This is a genomic window from Streptomyces sp. NPDC056373, assembly GCF_042262425.1.
Taxonomy (GTDB): domain Bacteria; phylum Actinomycetota; class Actinomycetes; order Streptomycetales; family Streptomycetaceae; genus Streptomyces.
In genome coordinates, this window is record NZ_JBHJPX010000004.1 from 163,583 (window position 1) to 189,750 (window position 26,168).

The following is a 26,168-nucleotide window of genomic DNA, read 5'->3' on the forward strand; positions in this document are numbered from 1 at the left end:
TTGGCGTGATCACTTCACGACTGTCGACCAGTCGGGCGACTGTGCCGGGTCCAGGCCGCGCATCCGCTGCAGGGTCCCGGGCTTCTGCACGTCGAGCCAGTCGGCCAGTTCCCGGAAGGACACGCATTTGACGTCCTTCTTGGTGCACATGTCCTTGATCACCCGGTCGACGGCGCGCATGTAGATGCCGCCGTTCCAGTCCTCGAAGTGGTTGCCGATGAACAGCGGGGCCCGGCTGCCGTAGTACACGCGGTTGAAGCCGGACATGTAGGAGGCGACGGTCTGCTCCTCCCACTCCGGGTACTTCGCAGGGTCGCCCTCGGTCTCGCCCTCGGACTGGTTGTAGAGGAAGTTGAAGTCCATCGAGAGGCCCTGGTACTTGCCGCCCTCGTACGGGAGCATCTGCAGCGGGAAGTCCCAGATGCCGTTCTTCTTGGCGGGCCATATCTGGAAGTCGCCCGCGGAGCTGGCGTCGTAGCGCCACTTGTAGTCCTTGGCCGCCGTCAGCAGGTTCTTCTGGCCCTCCAGGCAGGGCGCGCGGCCTCCCGTGACCTCCTTCCTGATGTCGAACGGCAGGGGGTCGACGTCCTGGAAGCCGGTGTTGGTCTTCCACTTCTCGGTGAACTCGTAGAACTGGTCGATCTCGCTCTTCCACTCCGCGACGCTCCAGTCGCCGCCGCCCTTCTTGCCGCAGAAGTGGCCGTTGAAGTGGGTGCCGATCTCGTTCCCGTCCTGCCACGCCTTGCCGAGTTGCTCCAGTGTGGTGCGTATGTGCTCGTCGGTGGCGAAACTGATCGCCGCCGACCCCTTGGCGTGCTGAGGCGGTGCGTAGAGGTTCTTCTTGCTCTTGGGCAGGAGGTAGATGCCCGTGAGGAAGAAGGTCATGTGGGCGTCGTACTCCTCGGCCAGCTCCCGGTAGTGCGAGAAGAGCCCGTCGTCGCCCTGCAGCGCGCCGTCCCAGGAGAAGACCACGAACTGGGGCGGCTTCTCACCCGGTTTGAGGGGCACCGGTTTCAACTGGCCCTTCCGCGGGCCGGTGTAGGAGGTGGAGCCGTCCCCGAGCACCTTCGTCCTGCCGTCCCACTGCGGTTCCTGGTCCGGCTTGGCGGCAGTCCCCTTGCGGGCCCCGGAGGAGGCGGTCGGGGTTGTGGTGTCCGAGCGGGTCAGCACCATGTAGCCGCCGACCAGGGACGCCACGACCAGGAGGGCCGCCAGGGTCAGCACCCGCGGGGGCGTGGCGCGGCGGGGCGCGGAGGGTCGGCGGCGGCGGCCGGACGGCTGTTTCATGCGCGGCTCATTCTGCGAGGGGGCGGTGGGGGGATCGGGCTCGGTCAGCCGATGCCTCGGGCACCGGACCATATGCGGTAGGGGACACTGTCGCCGGGAGTCCCCGCGATCCCGTCCAGGGGCAGTGGTTCGAGGCTCTTGGTCAGGTCGATGCGGTAGGCCACCACGGCCGTCGACACCGAGTTGGCGGTGCCGACGTACCAGGCGGCGGTGTCGTTCTGCGTGGTGCCGGACTTCCCGGCCACCGGGGTGGTCGTGGCCGCGCCGGGGCGGGCGGTGCGGAAGGCGTCCCTGAGGCCGGACTGGACCGCCTCGGCCACGCTCGCCTTCACCGCCCGGCGGGCCGCCGGCTTCGTCAGCGCGACCTGGGAGCCGTTGCGGGTGATCCGGGCCACGGAGTACGGCTCGACGTGCTTGCCGGCGGCGGCGAACGTGGCGTATCCGCTCGCCATGCGGATCGCGCTGGGTGTGGCGCTGCCCAGGGACAGGGCGGGCACCTGTGGTCCGAAGCTGGAGGAGAGCAGGCCCGCCCGCTGTGCGGTCTCCCGCACCGTGTCCAGGCCGGTGTCCATGCCGAGCTGCATGAACGGCGTGTTCACCGACAGGGCGAGCGCCCGGCTCAAAGGGATGCGGCCGTAGGACTTCCCGCCGTCGTTGCGGGACGTGACCTGTTTGCCGCCGCGGTCCCAGTAGGGGCCCTCGGGGGTCCGCACGGCGATGCCGTCGTCCCCGTCGTACAGCGTCTGCGGGGTGACCTCGGTCGCGGCGCCGTCACGGGTTTGGTGCACACCGTTCTCCAGGGCCGCCGCGTAGACGAACGGCTGGAAGGCCGAACCGGCGGGCACGGTGGTGGAGTTCGACTCGTTGTAGCCCTGCTCACGGTGGTCGGGGCCGCCGTGGACGGCGAGGATGCGCCCGTCGGCGGCCACCGAGGAGGCGCCGAAGTGCAGGGCCTTCGCCTTGGCCGGGTGGTCCTTGCGCGCCTGCTTGCGGGCCTTGTCGACGGCGTCGGTGAGCGCGGTCTCCTGCTTGCGGTCGAAGGTCGTGTAGATCTGGTAGCCGCCCAGGTCGAACTCCCGGGCCGTCAGGTGCGCCGCCTTCTTGGCGTACTGGGCGGCCAGTTCCACCAGGTAGTCGCTCTGCTTGCCGGTGTCGTATCCGGGCGCCCGCTTCAGCGGCTCGGGGAACTCCTTGTAGCGGGCTCGCTCGGACTTCGACAGCGCGCCGGTGTCGACCATGCGGTCGAGGATCCAGGACCAGCGCTCCACCGCCCGGTCGTGGTTGGCCTGGCTCACGGAGGGGTCGTAGAGCGAGGCGCCCTTGAGGAGGGAGGCGAGGAAGGCGGCCTCGCCCGCGTCGAGCTCGCCGACGTCCTTGCCGTAGTAGGCCTGGGCGGCGCGCTGGATGCCGTAGGTGCCGCGGCCGAACCAGCTCGTGTTGAGGTAGCCCTCCAGGATGTCGTCCTTGCTCATCTCGTTGTCGAGCTTGAGGGCGAGCATGGCCTCGGTGAACTTGCGGCCGACCGAGCGGTCCTGGTTGAGGTACACGTTCTTGACGTACTGCTGGGTGATGGTGGAGCCGCCCTGCGTGTCGCCCTGGCCGAGGGTGCGCCACACGGCCCGGGTGAGGCCGCTGAAGGATATGCCGGGGTCGCTGTAGAAGCTCGCGTTCTCCGCCGCCAGCACCGCGCCGCGGACGTCCTCGGGTATGTCCTTCAGGGGCATCGCCTGCCGCCGCACCCAGCCGGTGCGGGCCATGGGGGTCCCGTCGGACCAGAAGTAGACGTTGTCCTGCTGGGTGGCGTACGAGTTGAGGTTGTCCGGGATGTCGGTCGCGGCGTAGGCGGAGCCCAGCAGGACGACGCTCAGGCCGGTGAACGTCAGCACGGCACCGAGCCACTGCCGCCAGGAAGGTGCCCAGCGCCGCCAGCCGGTGCGGTCGGCGTGCGGGTAACGGGGCCGCAGGCGGCGGGCTTCGGACGCGACGCGGGCGGCGAGTCGGGCCGGCCCCGGGGCGGCGGCGGACAGACGGGACAGCGGGGAGGGCCGGGGAGCTCTGCGCCGCCGGCGCGATCCGTCCGGTGCGCTCCCGTCCTTCGCCACGCCGGACGCCGTGTCCGCCTGGTCGGTCGAGGGCGCCCCGACGACGCGCAACATCATGGTCTCGTCCACGTCCGCGGAGTCGGGGACCTTCAACTGCATGGTCTCGTCCGGTTCCCGCCCAGCCTTCGACACGGCTGCGTCTCCCTCCCGCTTACGGTGGTGCTCGCGCGGAAGGGCTCGGCTGCAGTGGTCGACGGCAGCGATCCCTCGTCATCCCCCGCCTGTTCGGCTCCTCGCGCGTTCGAAAGTTATCAGCGGCCTTTACAGGTCCTCCACACCGGTACGGCAACAATGGTCGGACGGGTTCACGAAAGGCGGCATTTGGGTCGGCGCGGATACTCTGTCCCCATGCCTCGCTACGAGTACCGCTGCCGGACCTGCGGCGACACGTTCGAACTCAGCCGTCCCATGGCCGAGTCCTCCGATACCGCGGCCTGCCCCTCCGGGCATGACGACACGGTGAAGCTCCTGTCCACGGTCGCGGTCGGCGGCTCGGCCTCCGCCCCGGCACCCGCGCCCCGCGCGGGCGGCGGTGGGGGCGGCTGCTGCGGAGGCGGCTGCTGCGGCTGACGCGGCCGCCGGATTTCCTCAGGAGCCCTTCAGCTTCGGTTCCCTAGCGTGGGTGGCATGACAGCCATCGCAGCGGACGCCGGGCCGCAGTGGGTCAACGACCTGATGGACGCGCTGGGCGCGCCGGGAGCCGGTCTCGCCATCGCCCTGGAGAACCTGTTCCCGCCGCTGCCCAGCGAGGTGATCCTGCCGCTGGCCGGGTTCGCCGCGAGCAGCGGCCGGATGAGCCTGCTCGCCGTCCTGCTCTGGACGACGGCCGGCTCGGTGATCGGCGCGCTCGCGCTGTACGGGGTCGGTGCCCTGCTCGGCCGTGACCGGACGGTGGCGATCGCGGCCCGGCTGCCGCTGGTGAAGGTCGCGGACATCGAGAAGACCGAGGCGTGGTTCCTCAAGCACGGCACCAAGGCCGTGTTCTTCGGCCGGATGATCCCGATCTTCCGCAGCCTGATCTCCGTGCCGGCGGGCGTGGAGCGCATGCGTCTGCCGGTGTTCCTGGGCCTGACCACCCTGGGCAGCGCCATCTGGAACACGGCGTTCGTGCTCGCGGGCTACTTCCTCGGCGCGAACTGGCACCGGGTCTCGGACATCGTCTCCGCCTACTCGAAGGTGGTCCTGGCCGTGGTGGTGCTCGCGGCGCTGGGGTTCGTGGTCCTACGGCTGCTCCGGCGCCCCGAAGGGGCGCGGGGAACTGCGCGAACGGCCACGACGACGCCGCACCCGCACGACGACCAGGACACCCGAGTCCTCAGGCGCCCTCAACTGCCCCCAGAAACTCCCGCAGGATCCGCTCCCCGGCGAGGACACCCCGGTCGGGAAGCGCCCTGAGCGAGGGAGCCGTGAACCCGGTGTCGGCCAGCTCCCCGTGCCCCGGCCGCCAGCTCCGGTCGGCCGCGAGCAGCAGGTCGGCATCGAGCAGGGAGTCACCCGCGGCGAGCGTGAGATCGGCCCCGGTCCGCCGCGCGACCTCCCGCATCGCCGCGCTCTTGGTGAGCGGCTTGGGAACGGCGTAGATCTTGCGGCCCTGGAGGGACACCGTCCAGCCGCGGTTCTCCGCCCACGCGGCGAGTTCCTTCACCCAGTCCTCGTCGAGCAACTCCCGCTCGACGACGAGGTAGGCGAAGAGGTCGTCGGCGACGCGGTGCTTGCGCACCCAGACGGGGTCGGCGGCCCTCAGCAGATGCTCCTGCACCTCGGTCAGCGGCGCGCACTGGTCGGCCAGCCGTGCGGTGACCTGCGCGTGCCAGTCGGGGTCGGACTCACCGTCCACCAGCAGATGGCCGCCGTTCGCGCAGATCGCGTACGTGGGCGCGGGACCCGGCAGGTTGATGCGCAGGTACTGCTTGCGTGTCCGGGTGGTCGTGGGCACGAAGACGGCCGCGTCGCCCAGGTCGGTGAGCAGCCGGGCGGCCGTCTCCGTCATGTACGACAGCGGCCTGCTCTCGTGCACCTCCACACACAGCAGCCGGGGCGCCCGCGCGTCCGGCATGGTCAGGGCCAGGGCGGCGGCGGAGTAGATCAGGGTGCGGTCGAGGTCGCTGGCGACGAGTGCGGGCATCAGAGGGCCACCGCCTTGCCGTCGGCGCCGGTCGCGCCCCGGGTGTACTTGGGGTGGATCAGGCCGACGCAGGTGTAGGGCAGTTCCTCGACCTCCTCGACGGGGACACCGCGTTGCCCGGCCAGCAGGCGCACGTGGTCGAGGTCGCTGCCCGCCCCGGCGCGTGCCAGGACCTTCCAGGGCACGCGGCGCAGCATGACCCGGGTGGTCTCGCCGACGCCGGGCTTGACGAGGTTCACGTCGTGGATGCCGTACTCCTCGCTGATGCGCTCGACGGCGGCCCAGCCCTCCCAGGTGGGCGAGCGGTCGGCCGCGAGGAGTTCCTCGGCCTGGGCGACGGCCGCGTCGGCGACCTCGGGGAAGCGGGCGGCCACGGCGTCCAGGAAGGCCACCGAGACGTCGGTGGCGGCGAGTTCGCGGTAGAACTTCGCGCCGTGGAAGTCGTGCGGGCCGACCAGGTCGGCGCGGAGCACGGTCCGCGAGATCAGGCCGGAGACGGTGGAGTTGAGGCAGGCGGAGGGGATCAGGAAGTCCTCGCGGGTGCCGTAGGTCCGTACGCAGGAGCCCGGGTCGGCCAGGACGGCGATCTCGGGGCTGAAGCCGCTGATGCCGTCGGACTTCTCGAACTCCTCCAGGGCCTGGGCGAGTTCGCGGGTGATGGCGCCCTTGCCGGTCCAGCCGTCGACGAAGACGACGTCCCGGGGGTCGTGGTGCTCGGCGAGCCAGCGCAGGGCGTTGGCGTCGATGCCCCGGCCGCGGACGATCGACACGGCGTAGTGCGGCAGGTCGAGTCCGTGCCGGTGCTGGGCCCAGCGGCGCATGAGGATGCCGACGGGGGTGCCGGCGCGGGCCAGGGAGACCAGGACGGGACGCGGGGACCGCTCCGCGAGGACCGTCTCGGTGACGACGCCGACCGCCTGGGCGATCCGGACCGCAGAGTCCTCCAGCGCGGCGTGGTACAGCTCCTGGTACCGCTCGCTCGGCTGGTACTCCACGGGCAGCGACTCCGCGTAGTGCGCGCCGCCGCTCTGGATCGCCTCCTCGCGCTCCTCGGTCGGCGCCTCCAGCGTCACGTCCGAGAGGTCCTGGAGCAGCCAGCCGACCTCCTCGGGCGCGTACGAGGAGAAGCGGGGGCCGCGGAGGGGCTCGGGCAGCATGCGGGGCCTTTCAGGGGCGTACGACGGTACGACGGCGAGGAGGACCTCGGGGGTGTGCGCGGCGAGCCGGGCCAGCAGACCGTCGGGCGCGTGCAGGGCGGGGGTGTCGGCGGCCGAGTCGACGACGGCGACGACGGCGTCGAACCCGGCGCCCGCGACGTTGTAGGCGTACCGCTCGCCGGGGCCGTCGGCGGGGTCGTCGTGGGCGGGGAAGGCGAGGCGGGTGCGTATGGCGTAGCCGGGGTCGTCGACGGCCAGGACGGGTGAGCGGGTGGTGGTGGAGTAGCGGACCTCGAGGCCGGTGTCGCGCTCCAGCTCGCGGGCGAGCCTCAGCGGCGCGTACATCAGCTCCTCGAAGCCGAGGATGTGAACGCGGCGGGCGTGGTGGGGCAGAGCCCCGGCGATCCTGGCCGCCATCGCGGGCAGGGCGGCCTCCAGCCGGGCGCGCTGGGCGGGGGTGAAGCCATGTCGCCCCCCGTCGGGGAGGCCGACGGGCCAGTGCAGGTCCACGCGGGTGACGTGGGGGGCGGTGCGGTCCTCGTCCGGGTGCGGGTCGGTGGGGGCTGTTCGCGCAGTTCCCCGCGCCCCTGAAAGGAACGTCTCGGCCACGCCCTCAAGGGGCGCGGGGAGCTGCGCGACAGGCTCCGTCGACGCGGCGGACGACGACTCACCGGTCGCGGCACTCCCCCCTTCGACGGCAACGCCGTCGTCCGGGGGCGCGGGGAACTGCGCGAACGGCCCCGACGGCGCGGCGGACGACGACTCACCGGTTGCCGCACTCCCCCCTTCGACGGCAACGCCGTCGTCCGGGGGCGCGGGGAACTGCGCGAACGGCCCCGACGGCGCGGCGGACGACGACTCACCGGTCGCCGCACTCCCCCCTTCGACGGCAACGCCGTCGTCCGGGGGCGCGGGGAACTGCGCGAACGGTCCCGACGGCGCGGCGGACGACGACTCACCGGTCGCCGCACTCTCCGCCTCGTACCGCCCCACCAGCTCCTGCCCCTTCTCCAGGACCCCCTCCGGCAGCCGCACGGTCCCCGAAGCCGCTGCCACGAGATCCACCCGCGCACCGATCTCCCCGGCGAACTCCGCGAGGCGCCCCGTATCGGCAGCGGACCGCATGTCCACCAGCGCCACCACGACGTACCGCCGCCGCGGATACCGCGCGTGAAGATCACGGACAGTGTTCAGCACCGTGTTGCCCGTGGAGAACTCGTCGTCGACCAGGACCAGCGGTCCGTCACCGGCCAGCAGGGCCGGGTCCTCGGGCAGCAGCAGGTGCGAGGTCGCGTGCGAGTGGGATTCCTCGAAGCCGCCGGCGGGGTCGAGACCGGCGATCGGGCGGCGCGTGGAGTGCAGGTAGGGGGCGAGGCCCAGCCCGTCGGCGACACAGTGGCCGAGGCCGGTCGCGGTCTCCGCGTAGCCGAGGACGACGGCCCGGCGGGCCTCGTCGTCGCCCAGCAGCTCACGCACCCGGCGGCCGAGCTCCCAGCCGTAGCCGTACACGACGGACGGCGACTGCGGTACGTGCTTGCCCAGCACGTTCGACACGAGCAGATGGGCCCGCTTGGGGTTGCGGCGCAGCGCCAGCCCCAGCAGGCCGGTCAGGCCGTCGTCGCCGACGAGCTCGACGCCGAGCCGCTCGGCGACCCAGTCGCCGGACCAGACACCGCCGGCCCCGTCGGCCCCGTCGGCCCCGGCTGCCGGCCCGGCCGCCGCAGCGCGCACCTCGTGGCGCTCCCCCTCGTTCACTGCCTTCTCCGCCTTCTCCGTCTTCTCGGCCTTCTGAATGAATGGCTTGCGCCGTGCCGTCAGCCCGGCAATCCCGCCGCCAGCAGTTCCACGAAGCCGATGTCCTGGTTCGCCACGCCGAAGACCTCGGCCCGCAGCAGGGTCCGCTCGGCCCAGGCCCGGTGCGGCTTCACCTCGTTCATCTTGTTCGTGTACGCCGATCTCAGCACACCCCCGCCACCGCGCTCGGGGCGCAGGATGTCCTGGGCGTCCGAGAACTCCTCGTGACTGACGACCGACAGGGCGTGCACCGGCAGCACGTGCGAGGGGTGGATGCAGGTCTTGCCCAGCAGGCCGTTGGCGTGGTCCAGGGAGATCTCCCTCAGCAGGCCGTCCATGGCGTGCTCGATCAGCTTCTCGCGCAGTTCCGCGGCCTGCACCTCCAGGAAGGGGCTCTGCCGCAGCAGCGGCTTGAACATGCGCTCCTGGACCCTGAAGTACTCCCACACCGGCCCCGTGACGGTGAAGCCGGTGCCGTCGGCGCGGCCCAGCATGTTCACCACGTCGGCGATCACGGAGGCGACGATCTGCACGTCGTACGCCGTCATGTCGGGGCCTCTGCGCAGCCCGTAGGAGGAGCAGAAGTCCGTCACCCCGAGGCGCAGGGCGAGCACCCGGTCGCGGTACTTGTCCACCGCGCGGGAGATGCCCTCCAGGGTCTCCACGCGCGACTCCCGGTAGAGCAGCTCCGGGGACTCCAGCACGGGCATGGCGAAAAGCCGACGGCCACTTTCGGCCTCGGCGGTGGCCAGGGCCTCCAGGAAGGGGATGCCGCGTTCCTCGGTGAACTTGGGCAGTACGAATCCGGACAGCTGCCGGACGGCGGGGCCGAGGCGTCGTACCAGGTCGGGTATCTGCTCGGGGGCGCGGACCCGGATGAACAGCAGCGGCAGGTCGGCGTCCGGGAGGTCGTCGAGGGCGGTGAACTGGCGGACCAGGTTCTCCTCGCCGGGCCCGACGTCCGCGTCGTCGATGGAGTCCTCCAGGCACAGCACCATCGAGACCACACCCCGCCCGCCCTGCTTGAGGACGTCGTCGGCGAGGCGCGGTCTCGTGGCCGGGCTGTACAGCGTGGCGCCCAGGGCCGCGGCGAGCAGCCGGGCCGGGGAGTCCGGGGTGAACACGCACGACTCACGGAAGAAGAGGCGCTTTCGCACCTCAGGGGCGATGTGCCCGAAATGACGCATGGAACTCCCCCGTGGTGGTGATGCGGCCTGCGAATCGATGAAAGGTGGCCGGTAATAGTACGTAGAAGTCCATGTCAGAGGTTCCCGTCAGGCATGAATTTCAGGTAACGCGGGCAAGCACAGCCAGGCCCGGCCATGACGACGATAGTCCGCCACGGCCGGGCGCGCCGCTCGTGACCGCGGCCCCCCGCGTTGTCGTGAGCAGGACCGAGAAGGCAGGATGACCGCATGACGCACGCGATGCTGAAGGGGTCCAACGTCCCTCTGGAAGCCACCACGGTACGGGCCGTGCTGCGCTGGACTCCCGGGCAGGGGGTTCCGGACGTCGACGCCTCCGCGCTGCTCCTCGGCCCCGACGGTCGTGTGCGCTCCGACGAGGACTTCGTCTTCTACAACCAGCCCCGGCACCCGGCCGGAAAGGTGTGGCGGCTCGGCAAGAAGCGGGTCGCCGAGGGCCTGACCGACACGATCCAGACAGAGCTCACCGGTGTCGAGTCGGAGGTCAGCCGGATTCTGCTGGTCGCATCGGCGGACGGCGTGACGTTCGACCGCGTACAGGCGCTGCGCATTCTGCTGTACGACGCGGCGGGCACCGGCGCCGAGGCGCTGGCGTACTTCGACGTCAAGCCGGAGACGGGCGAGGAGACGGCGCTGATCTGCGGCGAGCTGTACCGCCGTGGGGAGGGCTGGAAGTTCCGGGCGCTGGGCGAGGGCTATTCGAACGGGCTGAAGGGGCTCGCGACCGACTTCGGCATCTCGGTGGACGAGTCGGAGGCCCTGGAGGAGCCGACCACCACGGTCCCGGCGCCCCCCACCACGAACACGCCCGCGCAGCAGACGGGCGGCGGCCCCGCGCAGCAGGCCCCGGAGGTCTCCCTGCCGCTGCCCCCGGAGCAGCCGAACGCGGTGCCCACGCAGCCCGGCTACGGGTATCCGCAGCAGCCGCCGGCCACGCAGCCGGCCTACGGCTACCCGCAGCCCACGAGCCGTCCCGCCTACGGCTACCCGCAGGCACCGGCCGCGGCGGGCGCAGCCGGGGGACAGACCGGCTACGGCTACCCGCCGGCGGCCACCACGGCCCCCGACGCGGACTTCCGCCTGCCCCCGCAGGGCCCGCAGTTCATCGGCCGCTAGCCGGACCCCGCCCCGGCGTGCGCCTGGGCTCCCCCCGGTCAGCGGTCGACTTTGGTCTTGTAGCCCCGCCCCCACTGGAGTCCCCAGCCGTACAGCCGGTCCAGCTCGGCCTGGAAGCCGTAGACGAACTTCGCCTCGCGGCGGACCACGATCTCGTCCTTCACCTTCTCGATCATGACGACGGCGCAGGAGCGGGCCTGCGGCTGGCGTTCGTCGAGGTGGATCTCGATCCGCGGGCCGCTGCTCGGATAGAGCGTGACGCTGGCGTGCGTGCGGTCGAAGGCGGGTGTCTGGTCGTAGATGTAGACGAAGACCAGCAGCCGCTTGATGTTGTCGCGGTGGTCGAGGTTGATGTACATGGTCTCGCCGGACCCGGAGCCGAACCGGTCGTCGCCGCTGAGCTTGACGTAGGGCGGGGCGTTGACGTCGCCGTAGTAGCCGCCGAGGGGCTGGACGACGCCCTTGCTGCCGTCCTGGAGTTCGTAGAGGCAGCCGAGGTCGAGGTCGACGTTGACCATGCTCTGGCTGTGGCCGACGACCTCGGGGGGCTTGAGGGCACGGAAGGGGTGGCGCAGCAGGCTCTCGCGCTGGTTTCCGCCGATGTCGGAGGTGCGCATCCGCCAGCTGAGGTTGACGCGCAGATGGCCGGTGGCGGCGTCCTGCTTGGTGAGTGATATCTGCGAGCGCCGCTTGGTCAGCTCGATCGCGTTCGTCGCCGCGTGGCCCGAGTCGAACTGCACATCGCCACGCCGGAGTCCGTCGAACAGGCCCATTTCCGCCCCCACGTTCACTCGGAGACCGCAGGTCACCGCCGTACCCACGGCCCATGAAGACCCGACGGGGCGGTCACCGAGGAGTCCTCGGTGGCCGCCCCGCACAGAGCGTTCCTCGCTCGGAGGGGTGTCACACCCCGGACGGGACCTCAGTCTTCTCGTCCGAGCCGGCTTTTCCCTCGGCGGCCGCGAGCGCCTTGTTGCGGCGGACGGAGGACCAGAAGGAGGCGGCGATCAGGACGACGCCGATGAGGCCGGTGATGATCTCGTTGATCTGGTACTGGATGGTGATGAGCAGAAGCGCGGCGAGGGCGCCGATGGCGTAGTGCGCGCCGTGCTCCAGGTAGACGTAGTCGTCGAGGGTGCCCTGGCGGACCAGGTAGACCGTGAGCGACCGGACGTACATGGCGCCGATGCCGAGGCCGAGGGCCATCAGGACGATGTCGTTGGTGATGGCGAAGGCGCCGATCACGCCGTCGAAGGAGAAGGACGCGTCCAGGACCTCGAGGTAGAGGAACATGAAGAACGCGGCCTTGCCGGCCAGGGCGACGGCGGAGCGGGGCTTGCCGGTGCGCTCGGCCTCTTCCTCGGCCTCGTGCTCGCGCTCCTCCTCCTCTTCGAGCTTGTCCTCGAAGTAGCCGGAGAGCCCTCCGACGATCATGTAGGTGATCAGGCCGGCGATGCCGGCGAGCAGGACCGTCTCCGCCTTGTCGACGTGGGTGCCGCCGTGCTGGTGGGCGTGGGTGGCGACGGTCATCGACGCGATCAGCAGGACGATCAGCGCGATGCAGACCGACAGCATGTCGACCTTGCCGAGCTTGGCCAGCGGGCGCTCCAGCCAGCCGAGCCACTTGATGTCCCGGTCCTCGAAGATGAAGTCCAGGAAGATCATCAGCAGGAACATGCCACCGAAGGCGGCGATCGACGGGTGGGCGTCGGTGACCAGCTGCTGGTAGCGGTCCTTGTCGTTCAGGGCGAGCTCGACCGCCTTGATCGGGCCCAGCTGGGCACTGATCGCGACGATCACGACGGGGAAGACCAGCCGCATGCCGAACACGGCGATCAGGATGCCGACGGTGAGGAAGATCTTCTGCCAGAAGGCATTCATCTTCTTCAGGATCCCGGCGTTGACCACCGCGTTGTCGAAGGACAGCGAGATCTCGAGGACGGACAGGATCGCGACGATGCCGAGCGCGGTCCACCCGCCGAACAGGACCGCCGCGACCAGGCCGAGCGCGGTGACCGCGAACGACCACCCGAAGGTTTTCAGAACCACTGGCTACCCAATCGTGTGTGTACGGGGCTCCCCCGCGCCGTACCCGGCTTTACGAACTTTTGAAGCCGAAGTCTAGTCGGACCCCCTCCGCACCCCTATGGGGCCCGGATTTTGCTCATAACGCGTTATGAGACGTTGACCCCGAAGTCCAGCGCGATGCCGCGCAGGCCCGACGCGTACCCCTGCCCGACGGCCCTGAACTTCCACTCGCCCTGGTAGCGATAGAGCTCCCCGAAGATCATCGCCGTCTCCGTGGAGGCGTCCTCGCTCAGGTCGTACCGGGCGAGTTCCTGGCCGTCCGCCTGGTTGGCCACGCGGATGAAGGCGTTGCTGACCTGGCCGAAGGTCTGGCCGCGCTCGTCGGCCATGTGGATGGAGACAGGGAACACGATCTTGTCGCACTGCGGCGGCACCTTGGCGAGGTCGATCAGCAGCGACTCGTCGTCGCCCTCGCCCTCGCCGGTGAGGTTGTCACCGGTGTGCTCGACCGAGCCGTCCGGGCTCTTGAGCTGGTTGTAGAAGACGAACCACTCGTCCCCGAGCACCCGGCCGCCGCCGCACATCAGGGCGCTGGCGTCGAGGTCGAAGGGCGCTCCGGTGGTGGAGCGCGCGTCCCAGCCGAGTCCGACCATCACCTGGGTGAGGTTCGGTGCGGCCTTGGACAGGGAGACATTGCCCCCTTTGGCGAGCGTGACGCCCATGATGCTGTCCCTCCCCTTGGGCCCACCGGCCCGATGGTGTCACTGAGGTGGTCCTGCGCGTCCGGCGCCGCACGTAAACCGTGCGGCGCCGGACGAGAAGACCCGCGGGCCCCGGTGCCGGGGCCCTGAGGCGGTCGGTTCAGACGTTCACACCGAAGTCCTGCGCGATGCCGCGCAGGCCCGAGGCGTAGCCCTGGCCGATGGCGCGGAACTTCCACTCCGCGCCGTGCCGGTAGAGCTCGCCGAAGACCATGGCCGTCTCCGTGGAGGCGTCCTCGCTCAGGTCGTACCGGGCGATCTCCGCCTCGCCGGCCTGGTTCACGACGCGGATGAACGCGTTGCGGACCTGGCCGAAGGACTGCTGGCGGGTCTCGGCGTCGTAGATCGAGACCGGGAAGACGATCTTCTCGATGTCGGCCGGGACGGCCGCGAGATTGATCTTGATCTGCTCGTCGTCGCCCTCGCCCTCACCGGTGATGTTGTCACCGGTGTGCTCGACGGAGCCGTCGGGGCTCTTGAGGTTGTTGAAGAAGATGAAGTGCTGGTCGTTGCCGACCTTGCCGGAGTTGTTCAGCAGCAGCGCGCTGGCGTCCAGGTCGAAGTCCGTGCCGGTCGTGGTGCGGACGTCCCACCCCAGACCGATGATGACCGCGGTCAGGCCCGGCGCCTCCTTGGTCAGCGATACGTTGCCGCCCTTGCTGAGGCTGACTCCCACGAGTCCTCCATTGGTGTCCAGGGGCGGGATGCCCCATTGTGCTCGGATGTCGGATCAACGAGTCGATCCTAGTGACGGGTTCCCGCCGCTCGCAGGCCCTGAAGCCGAGAATTCAGCGGGTGTCGGGCGTGTGCCGCCCGACCGGCGTCACAGGGAGTCGAGCGCCTTCACGTAGTCGTTCAGGTCGCGCGCGTCCGGCAGGCCGTTGACGACGGTCCACCGCACGACGCCCTCCTTGTCGATGACGAAGGTGCCGCGCACCGCGCAGCCCTTGTCCTCGTCGAAGACGCCGTAGGCGCGCGAGACGTTGCCGTGCGGCCAGAAGTCCGACAGCAGCGGGTACTCCAGGTTCTCCTGCTCGGCGAAGACGCGCAGGGTGTGGATGGAGTCGTTGGAGACGGCGAGCAGCTGCGTGTCGCGGTCGGAGAACTGCGGCAGGTTGTCGCGCAGGTCGCACAGCTCGCCGGTGCACACGCCGGTGAAGGCGAAGGGGTAGAAGAGCAGCACCACGTTCTTGCGGCCCCGGAAGTCGGACAGCCGCACGGCAGCGCCGTGGTTGTCCTTGAGCTCGAAGTCGGGGGCCTTCTCGCCGGCCTGGATCGCCATCGGTGTCCCTTCGTGGGGCTTTTCGGGTGGGACCACCCTACGCAGACACCCGGACAGGCCGATGGGCGGGCCGACAGACGCCGGCCCGCCCCGCCGTACGACTAACGCTTGGACTTGGCTGCCTTCGGCGTGGCCAGCCGGCTGCCGCTCCAGTCCTTGCCGACGCTGACGCTCTTGGACGCCGTCAGACCGGCGGTGGTGGCGGCTTCCGAGATGTCACTCGGCTCCACGTACCCCGAACGGCCGGTCTTCGGCGTCAGGAGCAGGATCGCGCCGCCCTCTTCGATGTACGTGGTGGCATCGACCAGCGAGTCCGTCAGGTCGCCGTCGTCGTCACGGAACCACAGCACAACGGCATCGGCCACGTCGTCATAGTCCTCGTCCACCAGGTCGGCCTCGATGATGCCCTCGATGGCCTTGCGGAGCTCCTGGTCCACGTCGTCGTCGTAGCCGATCTCCTGGACCACCTGCCCGGGCTGGAACCCCAGCCTGGCGGCAGGGTTCGTCCGCTCCTCCGCGTGGTCCGCGGTCGCGCTCACGGGTTGCCTCCTGATCATGTCTTGGGAATAACTCAGCCACGCGCGTGCGCGAAGCATTGGCCGTAGTCCACACGGGCGGGACGGATCGCGCAAGTACCCGGCCGTTCAGACCGCCGAAACGGTGACGATCCTGGCGGTGTCACCGCAACTCCAGGCACACCATCATGACCCCAGGTGACGCACACCACACCTTTCTGCCCTGTTTGGGCGTTTGGGAATCGTCTGTGGGTACGAGACTCGAAGGTATTCGCCCCAAACGTCACGGAGTCGATCTCACGTCTGGGTTACCGCTCGGTAGAGATGACGTTTCCCGGCCCTGAGGTGGACCATGGACAGCGGCGCGCCCCCCAGCGACGACGCCCCGGCGACGACAGCGAAACAGCGGCCCTCGCAGGCCCTCTGACAGGTAAGGAACAGCGTGGCTTCCGCATCCGATCGCAACCCGATCATCATTGGCGGCCTTCCGAGTCAGGTTCCTGACTTCGATCCCGAAGAGACCCAGGAATGGCTCGACTCCCTCGACGCCGCCGTCGACGAGCGCGGCCGGGAGCGGGCCCGCTACCTGATGCTGCGGCTGATCGAGCGGGCCCGCGAGAAGCGCGTGGCCGTGCCCGAGATGCGCAGCACGGACTACGTGAACACCATCCCCACGAAGAGCGAGCCGTTCTTCCCGGGCAACGAGGAGATCGAGCGCAAGGTCCTCAACGCCACCCGCTGGAACGCCGCGGTGATGGTCTCGCGGGCCCAGCGCCCGGGCATCGGCGTCGGCGGCCACATCGCCACGTTCGCGTCCTCCGCGTCCCTCTACGACGTCGGCTTCAACCACTTCTTCCGCGGCAAGGACGACGGTCTCGGCGGCGACCAGGTCTTCTTCCAGGGGCACGCCTCGCCGGGCATCTACGCCCGCGCCTTCCTGCTGGACCGGCTCAGTGAGCAGCACCTGGACGGCTTCCGCCAGGAGAAGTCCAAGGCGCCCCACGCGCTGTCGTCGTACCCGCACCCGCGGTCGATGCCGGACTTCTGGGAGTTCCCGACGGTCTCGATGGGCCTCGGCCCGATCGGCGCGATCTACCAGGCGCGCATGAACCGCTACATGGAGGCGCGCGGGATCGCCGACACCTCCAAGTCGCACGTCTGGGCGTTCCTCGGCGACGGCGAGATGGACGAGCCGGAGTCGCTGGGCCAGCTGTCCATCGCCGCCCGCGAGGGCCTGGACAACCTGACCTTCGTCGTCAACTGCAACCTGCAGCGCCTCGACGGCCCGGTGCGCGGCAACGGCAAGATCATCCAGGAGCTGGAGTCGATCTTCCGCGGTGCCGGCTGGAACGTGATCAAGCTGGTCTGGGACCGCAGCTGGGATCCGCTGCTCGCCCAGGACCGCGACGGCGTGCTGGTCAACCGGATGAACACCACGCCCGACGGGCAGTTCCAGACCTACGCCACGGAGACCGGCGCGTACATCCGCGACCACTTCTTCGGCGACGACCACCGGCTGCGCGCGATGGTCGAGGGCATGACCGACGACCAGATCCTGCACCTGGGGCGCGGCGGTCACGACCACCGGAAGATCTTCGCGGCGTACAAGGCGGCCGTGGAGCACAAGGGCCAGCCGACGGTGATCCTCGCCAAGACGATCAAGGGCTGGACGCTGGGCCCGAACTTCGAGGGCCGCAACGCCACGCACCAGATGAAGAAGCTGACGGTCGACGACCTCAAGCGCTTCCGCGACCGTCTGCACCTGCCGATCCCGGACAAGGAGCTGGAGTCCGGCGTGCCGCCGTACTACCACCCGGGCCGGGACTCGGAGGAGATCCAGTACATGCACGACCGCCGCAAGGGTCTCGGCGGTTACGTCCCCACGCGCGTGGTCCGCTCCGAGCCTCTGGCGCTGCCCGAGGACAAGACATACGCGACCGTGAAGAAGGGCTCGGGTCAGCAGTCCATCGCGACGACCATGGCCTTCGTCCGGCTCCTCAAGGACCTCATGCGGGACAAGGAGATCGGCAAGCGGTTCGTGCTGATCGCGCCGGACGAGTACCGCACGTTCGGCATGGACTCGTTCTTCCCGAGTGCGAAGATCTACAACCCGCTCGGCCAGCAGTACGAGTCGGTCGACCGCGACCTGCTGCTCGCCTACAAGGAGTCGCCGAACGGCCAGATGCTGCACGACGGCATCTCGGAGGCGGGCTGCACGGCATCGCTGATCGCCGCCGGCTCGGCCTACGCGACACACGGCGAGCCGCTCATCCCGGTCTACGTCTTCTACTCGATGTTCGGTTTCCAGCGCACCGGCGACCAGTTCTGGCAGATGTCCGACCAGCTGGCGCGCGGTTTCGTCCTGGGCGCGACCGCCGGCCGCACGACCCTGACCGGTGAGGGCCTCCAGCACGCGGACGGCCACTCGCAGCTGCTGGCGTCCACGAACCCGGGCTGTGTGGCGTACGACCCGGCGTTCGGCTTCGAGATCGCCCACATCGTCAAGGACGGCCTGCGCCGGATGTACGGCGGCTCCGAGGCGCACCCGCACGGCGAGGACGTCTTCTACTACCTGACCGTCTACAACGAGCCCATCCAGCACCCCGCCGAGCCGGAGAACGTGGACGTCGACGGCATCCTCAAGGGTCTCTACCGGTTCAGCGAGGGCACGGCCGGCTCGATCCCCGCGCAGGTCCTGGCGTCCGGTGTGGCGCTCCCCTGGGCGATCGAGGCGCAGCGGATCCTGGCCGAGGACTGGAACGTCAAGGCGGACGTCTGGTCGGCCACCTCCTGGAACGAGCTGCGGCGCGAGGCCGTGGCCTGCGAGGAGCACAACCTGCTGCACCCCGAGGAGGAGCAGCGCGTGCCGTACGTGACGCGCAAGCTCGCGGACGCGCAGGGGCCGGTCGTGGCCGTGTCCGACTGGATGCGGGCGGTTCCGGACCAGATCGCGCGCTGGGTGCCGCAGACCTACCAGTCGCTCGGCGCGGACGGCTTCGGCTTCGCCGACACGCGGGGCGCCGCCCGGCGGTTCTTCCACATCGACGCGCAGTCGATCGTGGTGGGCGTGCTGACCGAACTGGCCCGTGACGGCAAGGTCGACCGCTCCGTGCTGAAGCAGGCCATCGACCGGTACCAGCTGCTCGACGTGTCGGCCGCCGACCCCGGGGCGGCGGGCGGCGACGCGTAGGGACGTCGAGGACCGAATCCGTGGGGCGGCACCCGAGGGGTGCCGCCCCGCGCGTTTCCTACCATGCTTCCATGACGCTCCCGATGACCGCCTCGACCACTCTGGCCCGTTGGGAACGACGCACCCAGGGCCCGCTGCTGGCGCTGGCCGTGCTCTTCGCGATCGCCTACGCCATACCGATCGTGGCCCCGCGGGCTCCGCAGGACCTGCTCACCGCCTGCCATGTCACCAACTGGGTGGTGTGGGCCGCGTTCGCCGCCGACTATCTGGTCCGCCTGTGGCTCGCCGAGGACCGGCTGCGGTTCGTGCGCGGCAATCCGCTGGCGCTGCTGGCGGTGGTGCTGCCCCTGGCGCAGCCGCTGCGGCTCCTGAAACTGGTGTCGATGCTGTTCCTCGCCGGGCAGCGGGCGCGGATGGCGTCGCAGGTGCGGGTCACCACGTACGTCGCGGGGTCGTGCCTGGGGCTGCTCGTCTTCGGTGCGCTGGCCGTGCTGGAAGTGGAACGGGACGAGCCCGGTGCGTCCATCCACACCCTGGGGGACGCGGTCTGGTGGGCGTTCACCACGATGACCACCGTGGGGTACGGGGACATGGCACCGACCACCGGGCTGGGGCGGATGCTGGCGGTCGGGCTGATGCTGTCCGGGATCGCGCTGCTCGGTGTGGTGACGGCGAACATCGCCGCCTGGTTCATCGCGCGTTTCGAGAAGGACGACGTCGAGGAGCGGCGGCAGACCGAGGCGATCCGGGAGCTGGCGGAGGAGGTGCGGGCGCTGCGGGTGGAGGTGGCGGAGCTCAAGGGGGCGCGGGTCGAGCCATGAGAGGGCCCCCGGCCGAGCGGCCGGGGGCTCTTCCCGCATTCCTCACCCGGGTCAGAACATGCCGATGCCCGGTGTGGCCGCTCCGGACAGCCAGATGATGGCCAGGAGCGTGTCGATGGCGCCCAGGACCAGGGCGACGACGGCCGCGGTGGGGCGAGCGCCCGACCACGCACGGCCCATGGCGAGCCAGCCGCAGACCATCGCGGCGGGACCGAGCACGATCCCCAGCACGAAGAAGCCTGCAACGGCGCAGATGACTCCGATGAGTCCGAGCGTCGCGCGATCCGTCCCGGCCCGTGACCACGTCCGGCCACGTGAGCGGGGGTGCCTGCGCGTACCGTGTCCAAAGCTCGCCATCATCAACTCCCGTAAACCCTCGATCGGTTGGGGTTCTCTTCGGGTATGACATGGCGGGTACCCCGTCGGTACGCGTCCATTCCGCTGCCTGCGCGCCACCCCCCTCCGGCAGCGCGCCGCAGCGTCCGCCCTCCATGCCCTGCGGAGGACTTGACCCACTGTGACCTGCGGCGCGTGCCAAGGGGAGGGTTCGGCGGCTCTGTTCACCCTGATGAGGGAACGAACCGCCGGGTGCCGTCAGATGTGTGCCGCGCCCGCGCCGGCTTCCGCGTTCTCACCGCGCTTGGTGAGGAAGGCGACCAGCACCGCCACCACGGCGACCCCGGCTGCGACGAGCGAGGCCGCGCTCATGCCCGAGATGAATGTGTCGTGCGCGACGCCCGTGATCTTCGCGGCGATCGTGTCCGGTGTGCCCGGCGCCACCGGCGGGACACCTACCTGGACCGCCTCGGAGGCCTGGTGCTCCTGCTCCGGGGTGAGCGGCGGGAGACCCGCCTTCTCCCAGTTGCCCGCCAGGTCACTGTTGACCTTGGAGGCCATGACGGCGCCCAGTACAGCGGTACCGAGGCTGCCACCGATCTGCATGGCCGCTTGCTGGAGGCCGCCCGCGACGCCCGACAGTTCCATCGGGGCGTTGCCGACGATGACTTCGGTCGCTCCGACCATGACCGGCGCGAGACCGAGGCCCAGCAGGGCGAACCAGAGCGACATGATGGCGCTGCCGGTGTCCGTCTCCAGCGTCGACATCCCGTACATGGCGATCGCCGTGAGCGCCATGCCGCCCGCGAGCGGGACCCGGGGGCCGAGCTTGGTGATCATCGCGCCGGCCAGCGGCGAGCCGACGATCATCATGCCGGTGAGTGGCAGCAGGTGCAGACCGGCGTCGATCGGGCTCATGCCGTGCACGTTCTGGAGGTAGAAGGTCACGAAGAACAGGCCGCCCATGAACGCGATGGCCATCAGCACCATCAGCACGACACCGGCGGACAGCGCCACGGAGCGGAACAGCGCGAGAGGGATCAGCGGCTCCTTCACCTTCGTCTCCCAGAAGGCGAAGACCACGAAGCACAGCACCGAAGCACCGAGGAACGACAGCGTCTTGACGTCGCCCCAGCCCCACTCGGACGGCGGGGCCTTGATGAGCGCCCACACCAGGCAGAACACGGCGGTCGACAACAGGGCGATGCCCAGCAGATCGAAAGAGCGCGGGGCGTTCTCGGCGCGGTGGTCGAGCAGGATCAGCACGCCGAGGACGACGGCGAGGACACCGACCGGCACGTTGATGAAGAACACCGACTGCCAGTTGACGTGCTCGACGAGCACACCGCCGAGGATCGGGCCGCCCGCGGTGGACGCACCGATGACCATGCCCCAGATGCCGATGGCCATGTTCAGCTTCTCGGCCGGGAAGGTGGCCCGCAGAAGGCCGAGGGCGGCCGGCATCAGCAGCGCGCCGAACAGGCCCTGAAGGACACGGAAGACGACGACGAACGCGATGCTGTCGGACAGGCCGATCGCGCCCGAGGCGGCGGCGAAGCCGACAACGCCGATGAGGAAGGTCTGGCGGTGGCCGAAGCGGTCGCCGAGCTTGCCGGCGGTGATCAGGGAGACCGCGAGGGCGAGAAAGTATCCGTTGGTGATCCACTGGACCTCGGCGAAGGTGGCGCCGAGGTCTTTCTGGATGGCCGGGTTGGCTATGGCCACGATGGTGCCGTCGAGGGCCACCATCATGACCCCCACAGCGACGGTGATGAGGGTGAGCCAGGGGTGCCCTCGCAGCCCCTTGCCCGGCGTCGCGTCCGACGGATCCGTCGGCGCACTGCCCCCCGACCCCGTCGTGTCGATGGTGGTCTGACTAGTCATACCGGGAGGCTAGTGTCAGCCACTGACAGTTGACAAACCGATTCACCAGTCAGTCGCTGACACGACATCCCCGTATAGCCTGAACTGGGAAAACACCGAGCACGAGAGGCATGTCTTGAACCTGCGCGAACGCAAGAAGCGGCGCACCCGGGACGCACTGCTGCGGGCCGCCCTGGAGCTCTTCGCCACGCGCGGGTACGAGGAGACGACCGTCGACGACATCGCCGCCGCCGTGGACGTCTCGCAGCGCACCTTCTTCCGCTACTTCGGCGGCAAGGAGGAGACGGCGTTCTTCGTGCCGCGCCTCGCGGAGACGCTCGTCGTCGAGGCCCTGCGCACCCGCCCCCCGGACGAGGTGCCGCTGGAGGCGCTGCGCCGGTCCGTGCTGGAGAGCTGGGACGCGATCAACGAGGCCGTCGTGGAGCTCGTGCCGATCGAGCTCCACATGCGCGTCTACCGGGTGATCGAGTCGACGCCCGCGCTGCTCGCCGCCCATCTGCGACGCTCGGCGGAGCTGGAGGAGCAGCTCGCGCGCATCATCGCCGAGCGCGAGGGGCTCGACGTGGACCTGGACCCGCGGCCGAGGATCGTCGTCGCCCTCTTCGGCGGGGTGATTCGTGTCACCGAACGCTTGTGGTCCGCGGGGGACGACGTCACCCTCGACGGAATGCGCGAACTCACCACGACATACCTGGATCAGGTGGGTCCCGCACTGGCCGGGAACTGGCGTGCGGAGCAGTCCCCTTAACCCCTCCACCGAAACGTGATCCCGCTCACTTGGTTAACGCGAGACCCTCTCGTTCTCCTAGTGTGTCCTTTCAGTGACTTCCTTCGACACCTCCCCGCAACTGAACGTCTGGCGCGCACTGCTCGCTCTGGCCGTCGTGTTCGTCATGCTGGCGACCACCGGCTGGACGGCCCTGCGCAACCAGCGGGGCGCCACGCCGCTCCAAGCCTCGCTCTCCGCCTGGGAGCACGGCCGGATCGGCGGGCACCGGCTGCCGGACCCGCAGTCCGAGCCGGCGAAGCTGGCCCGCTTCTTCTCGACGCTCACCGAGCCGGACCGGTCGACCCTGGTCCGCAAGTACTCGCTCGCGGTGGGCAACATGAACGGCGCGCCGGTCGAGCTGCGCTACCGCGCCAATCACCTCGCGATCGCCAAGGCGCGCAAGGTCGAGCGGGAACGCATGCACGACAAGCGCCTCACCCCCGCCGGGCAGCACGAGGCGGGCCGCAGGATGCACCGCTTCGGGGACCTCATGGAGCAGGGCCGGCACATTCTGGCCTTCGACCCGGAGGGTGGGGGCCGGGTGGCGGAGGTCTTCGGCAACCTGCGCAAGGCGGAGCGGGTCTCGGTCGTCGTCCCCGGCGTCGACACCGACCTGCTCACCTTCCAGCGCACCAACCGCAAGTACTCCGCGCCCGTCGGCATGGCCAAGTCCCTGTACGCGGCCGAGCGGCAGGTGAGCCCGTCGACCCGGACGGCCGTGATCGCCTGGGCCGACTACACGGCACCCAGCGGACTCGGCATCGACTCGGCCACGGCGATGCGCGCCGAGGAAGGTGCCGTACGGCTCAACTCGCTGGTGCGGGCACTGCCGGGCGGTTCGCCGGTCTCGCTGTTCTGCCACAGCTACGGCTCCGTGGTGTGCGGCGTCGCCGCGCACTCGCTGCCGGGCCGGGTGTCCGACATCGCGGTGGCCGGCAGCCCCGGCATGCGGGTCGAGAAGGCCGCCCAGCTGCACACCACCGCCCGGGTGTGGGCGATGCGGGACTCCGACGACTGGATCCAGGACGTGCCCTACCTGGAGGTCGGCGGGCTGGGCCACGGAGCCGATCCGGTGTCCGCCGGGTTCGGCGCGCGGGTGCTCTCGGCGGCGGGCGCGAAGGGTCACGCGGGCTATTTCGAGCCCGGAACGGCAAGTCTGTTCAATTTTGCAGAGATCGGCGTCGGCGCATACCGCTCGGTGCACTGCGCGCACGAAGACGGCGTCTGCCGTACCGGTATGTCCGGCACGGCGGCGGCCTGACGCGCGTAGAGGCGAAGAAATTGCGGTCTGCTCGGGAGGGGGACGGAGGAGCGCGTGCCGCATACGATGAGCCGCATGGGTGACGTACTGGCCGGAATTCATGCCGCCTGGGAGTTCGAGTCCGACTCCGTGCTCATCCGCTACGAGCGGGGAATCCGAACACCCAAGCTCTTCCAGGCCCTCGGGGAACGTCGCGTGCCCCTGGAGGCGATCGCCGGGGTGACCCTGACCCACGGGAAGCGCGGCACGGTCGTACTGCGCGTCGAACCACGCCCCGGGGCGGACCCGTTGCTGGAGGCGGCCGCAGGGCAGCTGAAGGAGAACGTCGACCCCTACCGGCTGGTGCTGCCCGCCGAGCGCGAGGTCCTCGCGGAGTACTACGCCGACGAACTGCGGGGTCTGCTGACGGAGTCCGGGCCGGCCGACCGGTTCCTGGTGAAGGCGCCCGAGGGACCGCTGTCGTTCAAGGCGTACGACGGGAAGGCGACCTTCGACGGACGGACCGTGAACTTCCGGTGGTTCTGGACTGGGGCCTCGTCGGCGAAGTGGAAGGCCGGCGACCAGAGCTTCTCCGTCGGAGAGCTGAACGGGGTGGAGTGGCGGTCGCCGGAGGTCTTCGAGGGGCATTTGCGGCTTTTGGGCCGGAATGCGGGGGCCTCCGGCACTCAGGCCGACCAGGATCCCGCTGCGGTGGTCTTCGGGCTCGGGTACGGACCCGTGCACGAGTCGCTGCCGTTCGCTGCGGCGGTGCTGGCCGCGGTGCGGACGTCCAGTCCGGTGGCCGCCGTGCCCGCGCCGAGGCGGGATCCGGCCGACATCGCCGATCGGATCCGGCACCTCGGCGAGTTGCATCAGGCCGGGTTGGTGACGGATGAGGAGTTTTCAGTCAAAAAGGCGGAGTTGTTGGCGGAGCTCTAGCGTTTGCGGGGTGCTGCGCGCCGGCGAGTGCGGGTCGTGTGTGGCCGGTCGCGCAGTTCCCCGCGCCCCGGAGGGGCGCGCCCCGAGGGCGCTACTCGCGGCCCGCCGACGTGAACGCCATGTCCGCGTAGCGCGTGCCCGCCACCTGGGCCGCTATACCGTCCAGGAGATCCAGTTCCTCGTCGGTCAGGACGATCCCGGTCGCCGCCGTGTTCTCCTCGATCCGGGAGGGCTTGCGGGTGCCGGGGATCGGGACGACCGGGAGGTCGTGGACCGTCGCCTGCTGCTGGACCCAGGCCAGGGCGATCTGGCCGAGGGTCGCGTCATGGGTTTTGGCCACCGAGCGGATCAGCTCCAGCAGCGTCGCGTTCGCCGTGGCGTTGTCGCCCGTGAAACGGGGCTGCTGGCGGCGGAAGTCACCGGCGGTCAGGTCCTGGTCCGCGTCGGTGAAGGAGCCGGTGAGGAAGCCCCGGCCGAGGGGTGAGTACGGCACGAGGGCCACGCCCAGCTCGCGGGCCGCGGGGACGACGTGCGTCTCGATGTCACGACTGAACAGCGACCACTCCGACTGCACGGCGGCGATGGGGTGGACGGCGTGGGCGGCGCGCAGTTCACCGGCCGTGACCTCGCTCAGGCCGAGATGCTTGACCTTGCCCTCGCGGACCAGGTCGGCCATGGTGCCGACGCTCTCCTCGATCGGCACGTTCACGTCGCGCCGGTGCATGTAGTAGAGGTCGATGGCTTCGACGTCCAGGCGCTTCAGGCTCGCCTCGACGGCCTGGCGGATGTAGGGCGGGTCGTTGCGGACGACCCGGCGCGTCGGGTCGTCCGGGGGTATCGACAGGGCGAACTTGGTCGCGACGACGACCTCGTCACGGTGGGCCTTGAAGAACGGCGCCAGGAAGCGCTCGTTCTCGCCGGCGCCGTACGCGTCGGCCGTGTCGTAGAAGGTGACGCCCAGTTCGAGCGCCCGCTCCAGCGTGGCCCGGGACGCGTCCGCGTCCGCGGGGCCGTAGCCGAAGCTCATACCCATGCAGCCCAGGCCCTGGACGCTCACCTCGGGACCGTGGTCGCCGAGCTTCGCCGTCGTGATCCTGCCGTCCGTCATCGGGACCTCTCCGACGCCAGGGCCCGCCCGGCGTCCGCGTAGAAACTGATCTTCCGGTCGAGCACGGCGAGCGTGCCCCGGAGTTCGTCGATCCTGGCCAGGACGTCCTCACGGGTCGTCTTCAGCAGCTCGAAGCGCTCGACATAGGTGTGGTCGCCCTCACGCACCAGTTCCGCGTACCGGACCATGTCCGCGACCGGCATGCCCGTCAGACGGAGCTTGCCGACGAGGTCGAGCCAGTCGAGGTCGCGGTTGGTGTAGCGGCGCTGACCGGTGTGGGACCGGTCGACGTGCGGCATCAGGCCGATGCGCTCGTACCAGCGCAAGGTGTGTGCCGTCAGGCCGGTGAAGGCGACGACCTCGCTGATCGTGTAGTGGTCGTCACCGTCCCGGCGCCGGTTCTGCTGCGGCGGGCCGGCACAGGTGTCGGTCCTGGTCCCCGTGGTCTCCATCACCGTCATGGCCCCCACGCTAGAACCTTGGAGTGCACTCCAAGCAAGCGCCGACGG

23 protein-coding genes are annotated in these 26,168 nt (G+C 69.9%); 8 read left to right on the forward strand and 15 right to left on the reverse strand.

The window, feature by feature from the left end:
• Positions 1–9: 9 nt before the first annotated feature.
• Together ACFCXS_RS09910 and ACFCXS_RS09915 are read right to left on the reverse strand one after the other, a co-directional pair.
• A complete protein-coding gene (locus ACFCXS_RS09910) occupies positions 10–1,287 on the reverse strand; it encodes a hypothetical protein (protein ID WP_376642668.1) in 1,278 nt (425 codons plus the stop codon).
• Positions 1,288–1,331: 44 nt separating this feature from the next.
• Positions 1,332–3,488 carry a transglycosylase domain-containing protein gene (locus ACFCXS_RS09915; RefSeq protein ID WP_376643022.1) on the reverse strand — a complete coding sequence of 719 codons (2,157 nt, stop codon included), beginning with the start codon at positions 3,486–3,488 and terminating at the stop codon, positions 1,332–1,334.
• A 249-nt stretch (positions 3,489–3,737) separates the two neighbouring features.
• On the opposite strand from ACFCXS_RS09915, the gene ACFCXS_RS09920 reads away from it, so the two are divergent.
• Positions 3,738–3,959 (forward strand): zinc ribbon domain-containing protein, encoded by a 222-nt coding sequence (locus ACFCXS_RS09920; protein WP_376642670.1) that lies wholly within the window; start codon positions 3,738–3,740, stop codon positions 3,957–3,959.
• 57 nt (positions 3,960–4,016) lie between these two features.
• Positions 4,017–4,784, forward strand: coding sequence for a DedA family protein (locus ACFCXS_RS09925; protein ID WP_376642672.1), 768 nt, complete (start codon positions 4,017–4,019; stop codon positions 4,782–4,784).
• On the opposite strand, the gene ACFCXS_RS09930 is transcribed toward ACFCXS_RS09925, so the two are convergent.
• The 3 genes from ACFCXS_RS09930 to ACFCXS_RS09940 all read right to left on the reverse strand — a co-directional run bounded on the left by ACFCXS_RS09930 (position 4,705) and on the right by ACFCXS_RS09940 (position 9,652).
• Positions 4,705–5,514, reverse strand: coding sequence for an HAD family hydrolase (locus ACFCXS_RS09930; RefSeq protein WP_376642674.1), 810 nt, complete (start codon positions 5,512–5,514; stop codon positions 4,705–4,707). The two genes, ACFCXS_RS09925 and ACFCXS_RS09930, sit on opposite strands and share 80 nt — an antisense overlap.
• The gene (locus ACFCXS_RS09935) at positions 5,514–8,402 is read right to left on the reverse strand and encodes a phosphoribosyltransferase domain-containing protein (RefSeq protein WP_376643023.1); all 2,889 of its coding nucleotides are present in this window, start codon (positions 8,400–8,402) and stop codon (positions 5,514–5,516) included. The genes ACFCXS_RS09930 and ACFCXS_RS09935 overlap by 1 nt, the downstream gene beginning before the upstream one ends.
• An 83-nt stretch (positions 8,403–8,485) precedes the next feature.
• Entirely contained in the window at positions 8,486–9,652 is a 1,167-nt protein-coding gene (locus ACFCXS_RS09940; protein WP_376642675.1) for an HpcH/HpaI aldolase/citrate lyase family protein, read from the reverse strand.
• A 228-nt stretch (positions 9,653–9,880) separates the two neighbouring features.
• Between ACFCXS_RS09940 and ACFCXS_RS09945 the strand changes: the two genes are divergently transcribed.
• Positions 9,881–10,786: a TerD family protein gene (locus ACFCXS_RS09945; protein ID WP_376642676.1), complete on the forward strand. Its 906-nt coding sequence runs from the start codon at positions 9,881–9,883 to the stop codon at positions 10,784–10,786.
• 38 nt (positions 10,787–10,824) lie between these two features.
• Here the strand turns inward: ACFCXS_RS09945 and ACFCXS_RS09950 are convergent, their stop codons facing one another.
• The 6 genes from ACFCXS_RS09950 to ACFCXS_RS09975 all read right to left on the reverse strand — a co-directional run bounded on the left by ACFCXS_RS09950 (position 10,825) and on the right by ACFCXS_RS09975 (position 15,396).
• Entirely contained in the window at positions 10,825–11,559 is a 735-nt protein-coding gene (locus ACFCXS_RS09950; protein WP_376642677.1) for a Tellurium resistance, read from the reverse strand.
• 130 nt (positions 11,560–11,689) lie between these two features.
• Positions 11,690–12,835: a DUF475 domain-containing protein gene (locus tag ACFCXS_RS09955; protein ID WP_376642678.1), complete on the reverse strand. Its 1,146-nt coding sequence runs from the start codon at positions 12,833–12,835 to the stop codon at positions 11,690–11,692.
• Between the two features lie 125 nt (positions 12,836–12,960).
• Positions 12,961–13,536 carry a TerD family protein gene (locus tag ACFCXS_RS09960; protein ID WP_376642679.1) on the reverse strand — a complete coding sequence of 192 codons (576 nt, stop codon included), beginning with the start codon at positions 13,534–13,536 and terminating at the stop codon, positions 12,961–12,963.
• Positions 13,537–13,675: 139 nt separating this feature from the next.
• Positions 13,676–14,251 carry a calcium homeostasis/redox stress adaptation protein gene (locus ACFCXS_RS09965; protein WP_376642680.1) on the reverse strand — a complete coding sequence of 192 codons (576 nt, stop codon included), beginning with the start codon at positions 14,249–14,251 and terminating at the stop codon, positions 13,676–13,678.
• Positions 14,252–14,398: 147 nt separating this feature from the next.
• Positions 14,399–14,857, reverse strand: a complete 459-nt coding sequence (locus tag ACFCXS_RS09970) for a peroxiredoxin (protein ID WP_376642681.1) — start codon at positions 14,855–14,857, stop codon at positions 14,399–14,401.
• A gap of 101 nt (positions 14,858–14,958) precedes the next feature.
• Complete coding sequence (locus tag ACFCXS_RS09975; RefSeq protein ID WP_031104104.1) at positions 14,959–15,396, reverse strand: DUF3052 domain-containing protein; 438 nt, start codon at positions 15,394–15,396, stop codon at positions 14,959–14,961.
• Positions 15,397–15,814: 418 nt separating this feature from the next.
• Between ACFCXS_RS09975 and aceE the strand changes: the two genes are divergently transcribed.
• Positions 15,815–18,562 (forward strand): pyruvate dehydrogenase (acetyl-transferring), homodimeric type, encoded by a 2,748-nt coding sequence (gene aceE, locus ACFCXS_RS09980; RefSeq protein WP_376642682.1) that lies wholly within the window; start codon positions 15,815–15,817, stop codon positions 18,560–18,562.
• A 71-nt stretch (positions 18,563–18,633) separates the two neighbouring features.
• The gene (locus ACFCXS_RS09985; RefSeq protein WP_376642684.1) at positions 18,634–19,383 is read left to right on the forward strand and encodes a potassium channel family protein; all 750 of its coding nucleotides are present in this window, start codon (positions 18,634–18,636) and stop codon (positions 19,381–19,383) included.
• A gap of 51 nt (positions 19,384–19,434) precedes the next feature.
• On the opposite strand, the gene ACFCXS_RS09990 is transcribed toward ACFCXS_RS09985, so the two are convergent.
• Positions 19,435–19,743: a small hydrophobic protein gene (locus ACFCXS_RS09990; protein ID WP_376642686.1), complete on the reverse strand. Its 309-nt coding sequence runs from the start codon at positions 19,741–19,743 to the stop codon at positions 19,435–19,437.
• Positions 19,744–19,977: 234 nt separating this feature from the next.
• The gene (locus ACFCXS_RS09995) at positions 19,978–21,603 is read right to left on the reverse strand and encodes an MFS transporter (protein WP_376642688.1); all 1,626 of its coding nucleotides are present in this window, start codon (positions 21,601–21,603) and stop codon (positions 19,978–19,980) included.
• 115 nt (positions 21,604–21,718) lie between these two features.
• Between ACFCXS_RS09995 and ACFCXS_RS10000 the strand changes: the two genes are divergently transcribed.
• The 3 genes from ACFCXS_RS10000 (at position 21,719) to ACFCXS_RS10010 (ending at position 24,551) form a co-directional block, all read left to right on the forward strand.
• Positions 21,719–22,351, forward strand: coding sequence for a TetR family transcriptional regulator (locus ACFCXS_RS10000; RefSeq protein WP_376642689.1), 633 nt, complete (start codon positions 21,719–21,721; stop codon positions 22,349–22,351).
• Between the two features lie 73 nt (positions 22,352–22,424).
• The gene (locus ACFCXS_RS10005; RefSeq protein WP_376642690.1) at positions 22,425–23,633 is read left to right on the forward strand and encodes an alpha/beta hydrolase; all 1,209 of its coding nucleotides are present in this window, start codon (positions 22,425–22,427) and stop codon (positions 23,631–23,633) included.
• Positions 23,634–23,699: 66 nt separating this feature from the next.
• Entirely contained in the window at positions 23,700–24,551 is an 852-nt protein-coding gene (locus tag ACFCXS_RS10010) for a DUF4429 domain-containing protein (protein WP_376643024.1), read from the forward strand.
• A 91-nt stretch (positions 24,552–24,642) separates the two neighbouring features.
• Here the strand turns inward: ACFCXS_RS10010 and ACFCXS_RS10015 are convergent, their stop codons facing one another.
• Both ACFCXS_RS10015 and ACFCXS_RS10020 read right to left on the reverse strand, forming a co-directional pair.
• Positions 24,643–25,659, reverse strand: a complete 1,017-nt coding sequence (locus ACFCXS_RS10015; RefSeq protein WP_376642692.1) for an aldo/keto reductase — start codon at positions 25,657–25,659, stop codon at positions 24,643–24,645.
• Positions 25,656–26,120, reverse strand: a complete 465-nt coding sequence (locus ACFCXS_RS10020) for a MerR family transcriptional regulator (protein WP_376642694.1) — start codon at positions 26,118–26,120, stop codon at positions 25,656–25,658. The genes ACFCXS_RS10015 and ACFCXS_RS10020 overlap by 4 nt, the downstream gene beginning before the upstream one ends.
• Between the last annotated feature and the right edge of the window lie 48 nt (positions 26,121–26,168).